This is a genomic window from Arsenicibacter sp. R0_47, assembly GCF_057652235.1.
This window is the reverse complement of the sequence record NZ_JBYFCJ010000013.1, coordinates 1-14,800: the sequence shown is the minus strand read 5'-3', so window position 1 is coordinate 14,800 and position 14,800 is coordinate 1. Positions and strand designations below refer to the sequence as shown.

9 protein-coding genes are annotated in these 14,800 nt (G+C 52.1%); 5 read left to right on the top strand and 4 right to left on the bottom strand.

What is annotated here, in order from left to right; translation table 11 throughout:
* Positions 1-165: 165 nt before the first annotated feature.
* Complete coding sequence (locus AC23NW_RS20050) at positions 166-465, bottom strand: Dabb family protein (RefSeq protein WP_487451564.1); 300 nt, start codon at positions 463-465, stop codon at positions 166-168.
* A gap of 396 nt (positions 466-861) precedes the next feature.
* Here AC23NW_RS20050 and AC23NW_RS20045 point away from each other — a divergent pair, with 396 nt between their 5' ends.
* From AC23NW_RS20045 to AC23NW_RS20035, 3 genes are read left to right on the top strand one after another with little or no spacing between them, the layout of a single operon-like run.
* On the top strand, positions 862-4,155 hold the full coding sequence (locus AC23NW_RS20045) for a SusC/RagA family TonB-linked outer membrane protein (protein ID WP_487451563.1): 3,294 nt from the start codon (positions 862-864) through the stop codon (positions 4,153-4,155).
* 11 nt (positions 4,156-4,166) lie between these two features.
* The gene (locus AC23NW_RS20040) at positions 4,167-6,104 is read left to right on the top strand and encodes a RagB/SusD family nutrient uptake outer membrane protein (RefSeq protein ID WP_487451561.1); all 1,938 of its coding nucleotides are present in this window, start codon (positions 4,167-4,169) and stop codon (positions 6,102-6,104) included.
* Positions 6,088-7,266, top strand: a complete 1,179-nt coding sequence (locus tag AC23NW_RS20035; protein WP_487451560.1) for a glycoside hydrolase family 88/105 protein — start codon at positions 6,088-6,090, stop codon at positions 7,264-7,266. Before AC23NW_RS20040 ends, AC23NW_RS20035 begins: the two co-directional genes overlap by 17 nt.
* Before the next feature lie 6 nt (positions 7,267-7,272).
* Here the strand turns inward: AC23NW_RS20035 and AC23NW_RS20030 are convergent, their stop codons facing one another.
* On the bottom strand, positions 7,273-9,357 hold the full coding sequence (locus AC23NW_RS20030) for a tetratricopeptide repeat protein (protein ID WP_487451559.1): 2,085 nt from the start codon (positions 9,355-9,357) through the stop codon (positions 7,273-7,275).
* Between the two features lie 145 nt (positions 9,358-9,502).
* Complete coding sequence (locus AC23NW_RS20025; protein WP_293835448.1) at positions 9,503-9,964, bottom strand: Lrp/AsnC family transcriptional regulator; 462 nt, start codon at positions 9,962-9,964, stop codon at positions 9,503-9,505.
* A 152-nt stretch (positions 9,965-10,116) separates the two neighbouring features.
* On the opposite strand from AC23NW_RS20025, the gene AC23NW_RS20020 reads away from it, so the two are divergent.
* Positions 10,117-11,181, top strand: coding sequence for a PLP-dependent cysteine synthase family protein (locus AC23NW_RS20020; RefSeq protein ID WP_487451557.1), 1,065 nt, complete (start codon positions 10,117-10,119; stop codon positions 11,179-11,181).
* Positions 11,182-11,298: 117 nt separating this feature from the next.
* A complete protein-coding gene (locus AC23NW_RS20015) occupies positions 11,299-11,730 on the top strand; it encodes a hypothetical protein (protein ID WP_487451556.1) in 432 nt (143 codons plus the stop codon).
* A 104-nt stretch (positions 11,731-11,834) separates the two neighbouring features.
* On the opposite strand, the gene AC23NW_RS20010 is transcribed toward AC23NW_RS20015, so the two are convergent.
* Positions 11,835-14,800 (bottom strand): Tn3 family transposase (locus tag AC23NW_RS20010; RefSeq protein ID WP_487451555.1); only part of this gene is annotated, 2,966 nt, incomplete at its 5' end.

Below are 14,800 nucleotides of genomic sequence, written 5' to 3'. Positions count from 1 at the left end.
GGACAATTGTCATCATAACAGTTGTAACCATAAACGAACTGAAACGCTCTGTCCGGATTGAGACAGAGCGTTTTTGTTTACGGAAGAAAACACACATAACCGTCTCTATATCGGGGGAGTGATTCCAGAAACATGTCATGCCATTCTGATTACTTGAATCATGCGTTATCCAACCGAATCGTAGATAACGACTTTTTCCCAAAGATGGGCATAGTTTACCCGGAAATCGTCGTGGATCGGATCGTTCTGATAGGCTTCTTCATCCGCCGGACTATCAAAAAAACAAAGCCACGAATACGCGTATGTGCGTTCGATAACAGACCGGTTTGTATCGGCGGGTGTGCCGATATGTGATAGTTTAATGGTCGGACATTGCGCCAGTTTTGTCAGGCCTTCCAGTAATGTCGCCTGATCGGCTTCACTCTCCGGGTTATGCAGGTAAAAGAAAACGTGATGAACAAACATAACTGTTTCGGGTTGGTATAAATCTGGCTAACCGGTAACTGCTTCCTGTCCGGAAATGATTCCGGCCGGAAAATACATTCGGTTTAGCGTCTGTAAATGTAAATAAACAATTCCGGAAGTGTACCGGGCAGGTGGTATCAACCTTGTGCAAAAGCAGCCTCACTGGTAAAACGCCGTTTCTGCCTACAGGTAACCAACCATTAGTCCTGCAAATTGTGTTCAATTTACACGATTTGCAGGCTTTCTGCTGAAAATACCCCTCTTTATTCCCGAAAATGCCCCCCACCGGAGAATCCGTACCCGTCTATTTTTGCATTATTCGAACATTGTTTTTGCTTTTCGGTGGTGTGCCATCCGAATATTCTCTAAAAACCCGGAAATCATATTTTCTGAATTATGCACATTAGACAACTACTTTTAACCGGCAGACAGGAATGGTATCCCCGGAAATGTGTGGGGCTGATCCTGCTATTGCTCCATGCACTTATGAGTCCGCTGGCGTTCGGTCAGGGGGCGCCTTTTACGGTTTCGGGACGGATCGCCGACGCTAAAGGCGAGGGCTTGCCGGGCGTTAACATCATCCTGAAAGGTTCGGTCGAAGGGGCAACCTCGGACGCTAAAGGGGCCTTTACCCTTAAAGTGCCGAATGAACAATCGGTGCTGGTGTTTTCCTTTGTGGGCTATGTGAGCCAGGAGGCAGTTGTCGGTAAGCGGCGTACCATCGACGTAACGCTGCAGGAAGACAACAAAATGTTGCAGGAGGTTGTCGTGGTCGGCTACAGCACCATGCGCAAAAAAGACCTGACCGGCTCCATCACCCAGATTCGTCCCGACAAGATTGCCGATCAGAACCCGAATACTACCCAGGACATTCTCCGCGGTACCCCGGGCGTTACGGTAGGCTTTGACCCGTCGGCCAAAGGGGGCGGATCAATCCAGATCCGCGGTCAGCGTTCGGTCTACACGGCCGGTGGTCACAACGACCCGCTGATCATTCTCGACGGCATGATTTTCTACGGCGAACTCTCGGAGATTAACCCGGACGATATTGGTCAGATCGACATCCTGAAAGATGCATCGGCGGCGGCAGTATATGGCGCCAAATCGGCCAACGGGGTATTGATCGTTACCACGAAAAAAGGCCAGAAAGGTAAACCGAAAATCAACGTCACGTCGAACCTCGGCTTTGTGACCATGGGCGCGAACCGGAATGTATTCAACACGGACGAGTATATGCAGTACCGGCAGGACTGGTACAAGGCCCCTACGTATGGGCTGAATGCCACTACAGGAGTATATGAAGCCTACCGGTCGAGCTTTGCCAGCCAGCGCGGGTATTATGATAAGCCGACCGACAGCAATCTGGCGCAGTATGGCATTACGCTCGATCAGTGGCGGGCCTACACGGGGTCAACCAACGGCTCGGCGTCGGATCAGGAAATCTGGGCAAAACGGTTGCTGATGCAGGGAACGGCCCTGACCAATTTCCTGAACGGTCAGTCGTTCGACTGGTATAAACACAGCTTCCGGACGGGCGTCAATCAGGATTACAACCTGAGCGTGTCGGGTGCTTCCGATAATATCAACTACTACCTGTCGTTCGGCTATCTGGCCAACGAAGGTGTCGCGCGCGGAAACGATTACAGCGCCATCCGCTCGAATATGAAAGTGGAGGGAAAAGTAACGAAGTGGCTGGACATTGGCGCTAACGTGAACTTCCAGCAACGGACCGACGGTGACCTCGCCGTTGACTGGGGCCGCCAGATCATCAATAACGCACCGTTTGCCAGCTATAAGGATGCAAACGGCAACCTGCTGGTACACCCGATGGGCGACAACATGGTGAACAACTACGGCTACAACTACGACTTTGACCGGCAGTACCGCGATCTGGACAAGGGGTATACGATTTTCAATACCATCCTGACGACGAAGGTGAAGCTGCCGTTTAACATCACGTATGCGTTTAACTTCTCGCCGCGCTACCAGTTTTTCCACGACCGCTACTGGGAATCGGCCAGTCACCCCGACTGGAAGGGTACCAATGGTCTGGTAAACCGCGAACAGACACAGCGCCTCGACTGGTCGCTGAACAACACCATCAACTGGGACTATTCGTTTAAGGAAAAGCACCATGTAAATGTAACGCTGGTGCAGGAAGCCGAAAAGCGCCAGTCGTGGCTGGACCGCATCGAAGCCCGTAACATCCTGCCAAGCGATGCGCTCGGCTATCACGAAACGTACTATGGCGATAAAAACCGGAGTAGCTACGACTCAGACGATGTGAAAGAAACGGCCGACGGGATGCTGGCCCGCCTGTTCTATTCGTACGACGACCGGTACATGATTACCACCTCGGTGCGCCGCGACGGCTATTCGGCATTCGGTAGCTCCAACCCGCGGGCAACGTTCTTCTCAGCGGCTTTTGCCTGGACATTTACAAACGAAACATTCGCTAACTGGGGACCGCTCAGTACCGGTAAACTGCGCCTGTCGTGGGGGCAGAACGGCAATCGATCACTGGCTGATCCGTACCTGGCGCTGGCCAACCTAGGTGCCGGTGTCGGTGCGACCATGGGTTACCTCGACCAGAGCGGCAACCTGATCCAGTATCGCTACCTGACCGTTGGTCGTCTGGCAAACCCGAACCTGTCGTGGGAAAAAACAGAAGCCTTCAATATCGGTGCCGACTTCGGTTTGCTGAAAGACCGCATCACCGGTACGGTAGATTACTACATCACTCCGACCATCGACATGATCATGAGCCGGTCACTGCCAGGCTTTACCGGATTCGGCAGCATCACCACCAACCTTGGTAAAGTCGAAAACCGTGGGTTTGAAATCTCCCTGAACACGCAGAACGTTCGCCGCGGTGATTTCTCCTGGAACTCGGTGTTTGGTATCTCGAAATACAAAAACACGATCAAACACCTGTACTATATCTACGACAATGTGGTGGATGATCAAGGGAACATTACCGGAACCAGAGAACGCAATGATATCGGCAACGGCTGGTTTATCGGTCAGTCGGTGAGTGCCATCTGGAACTACCGCGTAACCGGTATCTGGCAGGCAAACGAAGCGGCAGAGGCTGCAAAATACGGCCAGCGCCCGGGTGATCCGAAGGTGGCTAACAACTACACGGCAGATGATCGTAAAAATGCCGACGGCAGTACAACAGCGGTGTACAACGACAATGATAAGGAGTTTCTGGGTCAGACAGCCCCGCCGGTTATGTGGTCACTGCGCAACGATTTCAACTACAAGAACCTGAATATTTCGGTGAACATGTACTCGTATATGGGTCACAAGAGCCTGAACGGCGCTTACCTGAATCAGGATAACGGGACATCGCTGGTAACGAACCTGGCCAATGCCTACGCGAAAGACTACTGGACGCTGGAAAATCCGTCGAACAACGTGGCGCGTCTGGATGCCAAAGGACCGGCCGGCGTGAACGCGCCGGGGATGCTGTACGACCGCTCGTTTATCCGGCTGGAAAACATCACGATCGGCTACAAGCTGCCACGGACACTTCTGGCGGGGCGCGGTATTGACAACCTGAAGATTTTCGGCAGCATCCGGAACGTAGCCGTCTGGAAAAAAGACAAAAACTGGGACTACTGGGATGTGGAAACGGGCGGATTAGCCCCACGGATTTACTCAATGGGTCTGAACGTATCTTTTTAAGGAATCAATCAATGAACTATACACGCATTACATCTAAACTTTCCCGGCGGTTAACCCGGTTGGCGCTGGTCCTGGCTGGTATTGCCGCCACTGTGACCGGTTGTAAGGAATCATACCTGAAACCGGAACCGTTATCCTTGTACGAACCAGGTCTTACGTTCTCGACCAGGAGCGGCCTCGATGCGGCAATGGCCATCTGTGACCGCCACATCCGGTCGTACTGGACCTACTTCCAGTATGTCGATCTGAGTCTGCCGATCAGTACGGAGTATATGTTTACCGAACTGGCCGTAGCCTCTAAAACCGACGACGGCAATATCTTTGCCGACATTGCTACCCGCCTGACTCCCACCGATATGCCGGAGCGCGTGCCGTATTTCTGGGATGAGACCTATAACGGAATCAAGTATGCCAACACGGTGATAAGCTTCATTGATAACGTGCCGGGCCTGACCGATGCCGTAAAGAACGAATACCGCGGCCGCGCCTTATTCCACCGCTCGTTCCGGTATCTGTCGCTTTGCTTCCAGTTTAAGGATGTGCCGCTGGTGACGAAAATCCTGCAGGTACCGAAGCTGAACTACAAAACGACCAAACGCGAAGCCATTCTGAAAATGATCACGGCCGATATGGAAAAGGCCGTGGAGTGGGTACCGAATCAGGCGCAGATGACGCTGACCGGTATGGTGAACAAGGCAGCCTGCCGCCACTTGCTGATCAAGTGTTACCTCGCCACCGGTCAGTTTGACAAGGCCATTGAACAGGCCGACCTGCTGATCAACAGTTCGGGGTACTCGCTGATGCAGGCCAACTTCGGTAACGATGTCCGGCCGTATGCCACCACCTGGCCGGTAACCCGCAACGTAATCTGGGACTTACACCGGCCTGAGAACAAAGCCATTTCGGCGAACAAGGAGACGATTCTGGTGATGCCGAACCGGATCAATACCGATATGGGCATCAAAATGAACTCAATGCGTAACTGGCTGCCCTTCATGGATTATGCCAACACGAAAGCACCGGACGGCAAGCAGGCGCTGCGGTATTTTGCGACGTCAAACAGCAACTTCCGCGCCCAGTATGATTATGTGCACACCTACGGACGGGGCATTGCCCACATCCGGCCGACCTGGTTTGCCCAGAAGTCGCTGTGGTATGTAAACGGCAAGGATGACACCGGCGATTTGCGTCACAGCTCAGCAGCCGGTAACTGGATGCGTATGGATTCCCTGAAATATAACGACCCGACCAGCACGTATTACGGTCAGAAAATCCGCCTGCGGAATACGAATGGCAGCTACTTTACTGACGACACCATCCGGTGCTGGTTCGACTGGCCGCATTATAAATACTACATCGAAGACCCGAACGAGTCGCAGAACGTGAACGAAGCCAACCACCGTGGCGGTGCCGGTGACTGGTACCTCTTCCGGCTGGCCGAAACCTACCTGTTACGCGCAGAGGCGAAGTTCTACAAAGGTGATATTGCCGGGGCCACGGCCGATGTGAACATGATCCGTCAGCGGGCGAAATGTACGCAGTTGTACACTACCGTCAGCATCGGCGACATCATGAACGAGCGGGCGCGCGAACTGAACATGGAAGAATGGCGCTTTACCGAACTGAGCCGTGTGTCGTACTGCCTGGCTCTGTCGGGTAAACCGGACGAAGCAGGGGTGACTTATTCGGTCGATAATCTGGCCCAGAACAGTTACTGGTACCAGCGGATTCAGCGGTACAGCGAGTTCTACAACAAAGGCAAGGTGACTGTCCGGAACCGTTCGTATACCATGGCCCCGAACAACATCAACTGGCCAATCCCGCAGTCGGCCATCAATGCCAACGGGGGCAACAAACTGCGTCAGAATGTGGGCTACAGCGGTTATGATGCAACCGTTTCAATGTGGGAAAACTGGGAAGACGCTGTTGCTGATGAAGATAAACAATAACGTTCGGGCAGTACAGAACGGCATCGCGCGGCGAGCCGTTCTGTACTGCTTTTTCCTGCTGATCAGCATTAGGCTGTATGCGCAGCCCGTGCCAACACCGACCGCTGTACTGGAAGCCGTTAACCGTGCTAATGCCTGGTGGCAGGCAGCCCATCCGAACCATGGCAATGCGTTCTGGGATAATGCGGCCTACCATACCGGTAACATGGAAGCGTATTTCCTGACTAAAAATGAAGCCTACCGGGCGTATTCCGAAGCCTGGGCGGCACAAAATGACTGGAAAGGTGCTAAATCGGACGACAAGGCGGCGTGGAAGTACTCATATGGAGAAACGGACAGCTACGTGTTGTTCGGTGACTGGCAGATTTGCTTTCAGACCTACGTCGATCTGTATAATCTGAAACCGGAGCCCCATAAAATAGCCAGAGCGCGGGAGGTGATGGAGTACGAAATGAGTACGCCGAATTCAGACTATTGGTGGTGGGCCGATGGGTTGTACATGGTCATGCCCGTAATGACAAAGCTGTATAAACTGACGGGAAATAAGTTATATCTAGAGAAGCTGTACGAATACTTTTCCTACGCCAACAGCATCATGTATGATGCGGAAGAGAAACTGTATTACCGTGATGCGAAGTATGTATTTTCAAAACATAAGAGTGTAAACGGCAAAAAAGACTTCTGGGCGCGGGGCGATGGCTGGGTCTTTGCCGGACTGGCCAAAGTGCTGAAAGACCTGCCGGCTGACGCGCCCCACCGCGACGACTATGTTGCCAAATACAAAGGTATGGCCGATGCCATTCTGAAGGTACAACAACCGGATGGCTACTGGACTCGGAGTTTGCTGGACCCCGAACATGCCCCCGGACCCGAGACGAGCGGTACCGCTTTTTTTACCTATGGACTGCTTTGGGGGATCAACAACGGATACCTGCCCGAAAAAATATATCGGCCGGCGGCGCTCAAAGGCTGGCACTATCTGTCAACCGTTGCGCAGCAGGCCGACGGAAAAATCGGTTATGTACAGCCAATCGGCGAAAAAGCAATTCCCGGTCAGGTGGTCAATGCCGCTTCAACCACCAATTTCGGCGTCGGGGCGTTTTTACTGGCAGGCTGCGAAATGCATCGCTACCTGACCGGAAAACGGGTGTCGAAAAAATAGTACTGCTTATTCCAGCCCGGGATTCCGGAGCGGACCGATTTTCCGTAGGTCACCGCCGGATTTTAGTTTGTTAATATGGCTGGTCAGTACCTGCTTCATCCCGTCATCGGGGCTGTAGGTTCTGGCCAGTTCATAGGCATGAATGGCCTCCTGCCGCGCATTCCGCATCAGGTACAGGTTGCCCAGCTCCCAATCCATAATCGGGCTTTTCGGGTATAGCTTCATCGCGGCCGAGAAGTAACGGATTGCTTTTGCCGTATCCGGTTTACTGTCGATAAACAGGGCCTTAAAGCCTTTTCCGCCCAGCCAGTAGGCCCGTTCATTGGGCAGGTAGAATTTCCCCTTAAATACCAGCAGATTGCCCATCCGTGCGACCGGGTTTGCTTTCCGGAATACCGCCATCTGATCGTCCTTATCATACAGGTTTGGCGACAGGGCCGTTGACGGCATAAAAAACGTGCCGGTTACCCAAACTGACGTATACCGGCTACTGTCTTTTTCGGGGTCTTCGCCGACCCAGTGGATATTGTACCGTTGCTTTTCAGACCGCCGCATCCCATACCAGATGTACGGAATTTCACCCGTTTTTTTCAGGTGCTGGTTGTAATAACTGATCAGCTCGCCCGATCGTTGGGTGAGATCCACGCCTTCATCGTTGAAGTATTTGTAGCTGTTTTCGGAACGGCCCGCAAACCAGTTGAAATATTCCCAGGGCCGGACTACCGGCAGGGCTTCGACCAGACTGGCAAGTGACAGAGAGGCGACTGCTACCCGTAAAGGGAGATTGCCGTTTTCAAGTGCATAGGTCACCGCCAGCCCTCCGAGCGCAGCAAACAGCGGCAGGAGCGACAACGCATGGCGGACACCGCCATAGGTAGATCCGGTGGCCAGTGCGAGCCAGAAGAGGCAAAACAGCAGCCCGAGAGCAGCCAGCGCCGGATAGGTTTGCCGGGGCAACTGGCGGAGGCAAAGCAAAACCAGCCCGCAAAGCGTCAGGGCGATAAGCCCAGGAGGTAATTTGGCCGCCCAGATGCCGGGTGCATAATAAAACGGTGCCCTTGTGAAGGAGAGCTTGCCAAAAGCAAAAACGGAGTTCGCCCGTCCTTCTACGCCCGCCCGGAACGTATCGGCCAGTCCCCAGAGGTAGGAGGCAGGCAGTAGTCTGGCATCTGCCAGAGTATGCAGAAGCGCTTTAGACGCTGCTGATTGAATGTCATCAATCTTAGTGGCGAGCGGCCGGTTAAAAAACTCGCCGGCCTGCGGGCTGTCGCGATACCGGAAACCGTAAAATCCCCACAACACGATTATAGCCCCAACCATGACCGCCGCCATTTTCAGAAGGTTAACACCCCGTGCTTTCCAGCTATCCCTCACCAGCAGAATCATAACCAATCCGGTCAGTGCGACGCCGACAGCCGTGATGATGGCAGAGTGCTTGGCCGCCAGCGCAAGGCCGAGGCAACCGGCAGCGAGCAGCAAATCGCTTGGCCGCCACGTCCTGAAAGCAATAACTGCCGCCAGCACGGCCGAGCCGGAGGCCAGTGCTACCGGCAGATCGGTCATCACCACCGGTAAATGGGCGGCTAACGTCGGGTCAATCACCAGGTAGGTCAGGGTGAGCAATGCCGCAAGCTGACCGATCGTGCGGCGAAGCAATACCGTAAATAACAGCAGGAGCAGGCCGTTGACCAGAAACATTGCCATTCGGGCCTGTTGCTGAACGGCCACCGGATCATTTTTCAGGTAAAGCTCTTCTTCCGCGAATTTGCGTTCGTCGTGCTTATCCGTCATGGGCCGGAGGGGAGCGAGTTTAAACCCGTTAGCCGCCACCACCGCACCGACTGCCAGTTTGGTCAGCGGCGGGTGTTCCGGGTTGATCCGGAAGGAGCCGGTTTTGGCATAGGAGACGCCGGCGGTAATATGATAGGCTTCGTCGAGCGTAAATGAATCCAGCCGTGTGGCCAGGTCAGACCGGAAAATACCGGCCAGAATCAGCCCGAGGGTCAGGCACCAGAACCAGACCGGCTTTATGTCAACAGCCCGCCTGACGGGCAAAAGCTTCGGAAAATCCTGCTTGATATTGGCCTCCATAGCAACCGTTTTTAGTCTGATCAAATGTAGGCTAAAAACAATACCGGCAAACGAAACAGCGAGCAAACGGAGATCGGATAAATATATGAGTCGGCCAGGGATGTTTATTCTTTTACCGGAAATGGATAAGGCGTATTAATTTGAGCTACAACGGATAAGCCGTATCGCTTTTGGCTTCAGATAAGACAAAGAACGTCTGTACTGTAGCGATGTCGGGCAGGTTGGCCAGTTTATGCCGGTAAAAGGTGTGGTAGGCATCAATGTCGGGGGTAACGACCCGCAGAATGAAATCGAAGGTGCCCGTCATCTGATAGCACTCCATCACCTCCGGGAACCGGACAACCTGCTCCTCAAACGACTGTAAGGTGGTTGAGGCGTGGTTGTTCAGCAGCACATGGCAAAACGCGATCAGGTTCCGGTTAATCAGCCGGCGGTCCAGAATAGCCACCGTTCGTTTGATATAGCCGTTTTCCTTTAACCGGCGGATCCGTTCGTGCACGGCCGCATTCGATTTATGAATACTGGCCGCAATTTCTTTGATTGAAAGATCGGCATTTACCTGCAATAACCGTAGGATGTCAAGATCTGTGCTGTCGAGCGCGTTCATCGGATTGAAAAAAAATCTTTGAAAGTCCTGAAAAGGGGCTTTAATCTGAAGAAAAATCAGCAATTATGAGAAATTCCGGATATTTTCCGGAAAATTAACGGATCGTTGACTAAAAATTCAGAAAACCGGAAGTTTGTCAAAAAAACGCCGGTATGAATAGCCTGATTGAACCCCTTGCTCCCGCTGCTAAAGCCATCCAGAACAAGTTCAGAAGCCTCTGGCAATTAGTGGGTAATACGCCCATGCTGCAGTTAAACTATACGTGGCAGGGGAAACCTGGCCGTATTTTTGTTAAATGTGAGCACTACAACCTGACCGGCAGCATAAAGGACCGCATGGCCTTATACATCCTCCAGGAGGCGTACCATCAGGGGTTGATCCAGCCGGATGACGTTATTGTTGAGGCGACAAGCGGGAATACCGGGATTGCGTTTTCGGCCATCGGGAAGGCACTGGGGCACAACGTTACGATTGTGATGCCGGACTGGCTGAGCAAGGAGCGGATGGACATTATCCGGTCACTCGACGCCGACATTGTTCTGGTCAGCAAGGAAGAAGGCGGTTTTCTGGGCAGTATCCGGATTACGGAGCAGATGCGCCAACGGTCTGATTCCTGTTTTCTGCCCCGTCAGTTTGAAAACCTGTGGAATGCCGGAGCGCACGAACGGACAACCGGCCCCGAAATATGGCGGCAGTTGCAGGGTATCGGCCTGACACCGGATGCGCTGGTAGCGGGTGTCGGTACGGGAGGCACCATCATGGGCACCGGCCGGTACCTGCGGTCGATGAATCCCGGCATCAAACTGCATCCACTTGAACCTGCCGAAAGCCCGACCCTGACGACCGGTTACAAAGTCGGCACACACCGGATTCAGGGCATTTCGGATGAGTTTATCCCCGATCTGGTAAAGCTGGGAGAATTGGATGAGGTTGTCCAGGCCAATGACGGCGATGCCATCCTGATGGCGCAGAAACTCTCAACGCAACTTGGCCTGGCGGTAGGCATTTCGTCGGGCGCCAACGTAATTGGCGCAATCAAGGTGCAGCAGCAACTTGGCGAGGATGCGGTCGTCGTAACCCTGTTGTCCGACAGCAACAAGAAATACCTGAGCACGGATCTGGTTAAGCAGGAACCAATAAAGCCCGGCTATATCTCAACCAATACCACGTTTCTGGATTTTACCTCCATCAGCCGCTTGCCGGAACCGGTGATTTAAGCCCATATCCATGACGGCCGGCAGAATTTAAGCAGCGACCGTCTGGCCGGCATGGTTTTTCTGCAAAAGGGATATAATTTAACGTGTTGACATAAATAGCCACAAAACGTTACATCAATGTCCCTCCATTTCTTCCGTTTCCTTCTGGTTTGCTGTCTGGCAAACTGCCTCCCGCTTTTTTCGTTTGCCCAATCCGGCCTGCTGTCTGAATCAGAACTGGATACCATAAAGGTGTGGTACAATGCCCGAACATCTTCACAGGCGGATTTCATTAATTATTCCGGATTCTATCAGTATGAAACGTTTTCAGAACTGGCAGGTCATATCAAGGCCGGTAAGCGTATCTACTCTATTATGACTAATGGTATTGCCAGAGACGTAGAAAATCTGGGAAAATGCCAGGGGCTTCAGTCGGTCCGGATTATGTTGATTCCCGGTCGTGAAGGCTATCTTGACAGTGTCTTGACTGGGGTTCTTTTAGCAACGGGACAAAGAATTACGCTAAGGAATTATGGCCTTAACGGACGCAATCCGTTAGTCATAAATTGATCGGCTTGTTGGAAGGTGTATCGACCTAGCCGATTAATGGGAGGTTCCCAACATTCCGGGAAAATGTTTCGTCAGATAGTGGTATCGTATTAACTTGCAAGGTGTTATAGCTTTTTCTGGATGTCAAATTGGAGTATCTTTTCTAAGTCGATATGCAGGGCATCTTTCAAAACATCTTCGCCGAAATCGTACTCGCCATGCAGATTGATGTGTTCCCAGGCAAAGGCGGCTGAAAAGGGAATTGTTTCCATTAATTCTTTCCGCTCCTGAAGGGGAGATTCCATAAGCCGTTTGGTCAGGAGAATGTAGTTGAAGCAGCTTATATTATTGATAATAAGCTGCTTACTTAATGTCATAATCATCAACTCCTCCTGAGTGCAAAAATGGACGGCTCCTTCATCCCCCATATCCAGCACTTTGGCTAACTTCTGAATACTTTCAAGTTGTGTGGTTTGTTGGTGAGTCCGACGGCGGAGCTGGCCGTCGTCCATGTAGTTGAGCAAAAAAATCGTGCGCACCACTTTACCTAACTCAACCAGTGCTTTATACAAGGGGGGTTGGTGCGCGTATGAATTGAGCCGTTTGAGTAAGGTCGAAGGTAGCACATAGTGCAGTTTGAGACTCACCACAAACCGGAGAATATTGTCCCATTGCTGCTCAATCAGACTCGTATTGATGTTTTTATCCGCCCGAATCTGATAATCAAGTTGCTGTAGAATAGGCATATCGGCAATGCCATGTAGCTTACATTTGTGAAATCCTTCGATACGAGGCTGGAAATCAATCCCTAGCAGAAAGCCTAAAGCAAAATTGATGAGCGACACCCCGTGGGTGTCCGTACTGTGTACCTGCTGTGGGGGAAGGCTCGTAATTTGTTGGTGATGTAACAGGCCATCGAATACATACCACGCTTCCCGGTCGCCCGCCGAAAAGGTAGTTGTGTAAAACAGCGGGTAGTTTTCGGCAATGAAGCTGTAAACGGTGATGCCTTTCTCTTTGCCGAAGTATTTAGCCGAATAAGTCGCATGGATCGAGTCCATAGCCATCGTATATTTCTGGCCATCCGATGCCGAGCGCATCACCGACTCTTCTTCCCTAAACAAATTGGCCAGGGGCATCCGATGCATAAAATCAACCAGCCGGTCGTTGGCCTGGCGTAGATTGTCGGTTGAAAAGTACCAACGAGCCACCCGGTCAAGGGCTCCCTGGGAGACGTTTTTGGAGCGTTGCGCCATCCGACTCATGCCCAGATTGCATCCCCAGCCGATCATCGCAGCAAAATTGACAATGTCGGGCATGACTTCCTGGTGGTGATGCTCCTGTCGATGATGCAGGTCTTTGGTGTACCCGGTGTAGCGATTGACCGTGTGAAAGACCTCGAAAATAGGGAAAGTGCGATCTTTGGGGTACAAATCCCGAAGATCGGCAGGGATGTCTTTGGTCGGTGTCACAAACCGCAGGCGGCCATCAGCTCGCTTGCGGACCAACAGGTTTTCGCCTGCATTGATATGGCTGAAGGTTTGGGTAAACTGATCCGTCAGGCGATCCGTCAGCGTTTGCTGAACGGTAGGCCAGTAGGTCAGGTGACGCAGACCCGCCCGCTCCAACAACGTTTGTTTAGCCGCTCCCCACTCCGTTTCGGGTAGCAAATGGTCCTCGAAGGAGCGATGCTGGTGAGAGGTACGGACCGTGATCCGACCGGATTTAAGCGCACGGATCAAGTAATCGGCCAGCCACACTTTGTAAAGAGCTGCGTCAAAGTGACCCTCATTTTCTACCGTTTTTTTCTCGGCTGGTGTGAGAAAATCAGCCGGAGCTGTTGCTGTAACGACTCCATGCTTGGTTTGGTACGCTGTCAGAGCCAGCCATAAGGGGTCGATTCTAAGCGAAGGGGTAAACTCGAGGTGGCGCATGATGTCGGCAATCCGGGTCATCAAAACCCGGGCGTGTTCTCGCATAGCCTGATGCAAAAAGGAGTTGGCCAGGGTCTTTCGAGTTTGCTGATGCAGCTTTTTGACCGAAGGCACTAAATCCAAAAAAGCCACCATCGAGGGTTCCTTAAGTAACTTAATGAGTTGCTCAAATTTTTCGGGCTGTGTTTTATCGAAGGAGAAGGCCGTCTGCATCAGTTTATTCACCTGCTCAGCCTGAGTCAGATAGCTTTCTAGAATCGTGTCCATCGTGGGCAGATTCTCGCCATAGGCAGCGATCAGGAGTTTATCCTGCTGGTTTTGAATTTGATTGAGTATTTGAGTCGTTGTATTTTTGAAGGTAAGTAGCAGAATATCAGATAGGTGAAAGTACTGGTACTGAATGAAAGATAGGGCTAAGAGTTGGCTATCCTGGTGGCGTTTGATCTGGAAAATCTCTGCCCGTAAGACATACTGGGCATAATGATTGACCAGCTCATCAGACATCATCAGGCGATCCAGCACGGGCAGCAGCGCATGATACATCATTTTCAATTCCTTCAGTCGGGTCATGTTTTCCCGAATATCGGCTAGTTTCATCAGCTCGGATGCCTGCCGTAGACCGGACAGGCGGTAGACTTGCCGATGGGAATCTTCCCGCTCTATTTTCTCAAAGAGGGAGTCGATCAACGTTCGTTGTTCGGCTGTCAATTCACGTTTGAGGACAGCAAACAGATTCAATTCAAATTCATTAAACGCCTGAGTAATCAGAACCGCCAGGCTATGATAGGTCGGTACTTCAATCCGGTGGGTGCGGATAAATTCGCAAAGCGAGCCAAAAACAGCCGCAGGGCTTACTTGCCGGGCAACCAGATGGCGGGCTTCCTGACGGGCCATCTCTTTGGTCACCTCCCCAAATGGCTTTACGCCTAACTCGGTGCGAATGAGTTGTCGGTGTCGGCCTATGGTAGCCCGATCATAGGTTTGTAGCTGCTCAAACGAGATCGCCACTCGGAGGAGTTTACCCACAAACTGGACATCGCTGGCTGCGTAGCGGGATGTTTTGAAGAAGCGGCCACTCGCCCGAAAGTAGCCCCATTGTAACAGGAACCCCACCCGGTTGATGTCAGAATCCAGTCCCCGTAGAATTGGTTTCATCC

Coding starts and splice junctions, on each gene's coding strand:
- AC23NW_RS20050 (WP_487451564.1), bottom strand. CDS start 465: ATGTTTGTTCATCACGTTTTCTTTTACCTGCATAACCCGGAGAGTGAA.
- AC23NW_RS20045 (WP_487451563.1), top strand. CDS start 862: ATGCACATTAGACAACTACTTTTAACCGGCAGACAGGAATGGTATCCC.
- AC23NW_RS20040 (WP_487451561.1), top strand. CDS start 4,167: ATGAACTATACACGCATTACATCTAAACTTTCCCGGCGGTTAACCCGG.
- AC23NW_RS20035 (WP_487451560.1), top strand. CDS start 6,088: ATGAAGATAAACAATAACGTTCGGGCAGTACAGAACGGCATCGCGCGG.
- AC23NW_RS20030 (WP_487451559.1), bottom strand. CDS start 9,357: ATGGAGGCCAATATCAAGCAGGATTTTCCGAAGCTTTTGCCCGTCAGG.
- AC23NW_RS20025 (WP_293835448.1), bottom strand. CDS start 9,964: ATGAACGCGCTCGACAGCACAGATCTTGACATCCTACGGTTATTGCAG.
- AC23NW_RS20020 (WP_487451557.1), top strand. CDS start 10,117: ATGAATAGCCTGATTGAACCCCTTGCTCCCGCTGCTAAAGCCATCCAG.
- AC23NW_RS20015 (WP_487451556.1), top strand. CDS start 11,299: ATGTCCCTCCATTTCTTCCGTTTCCTTCTGGTTTGCTGTCTGGCAAAC.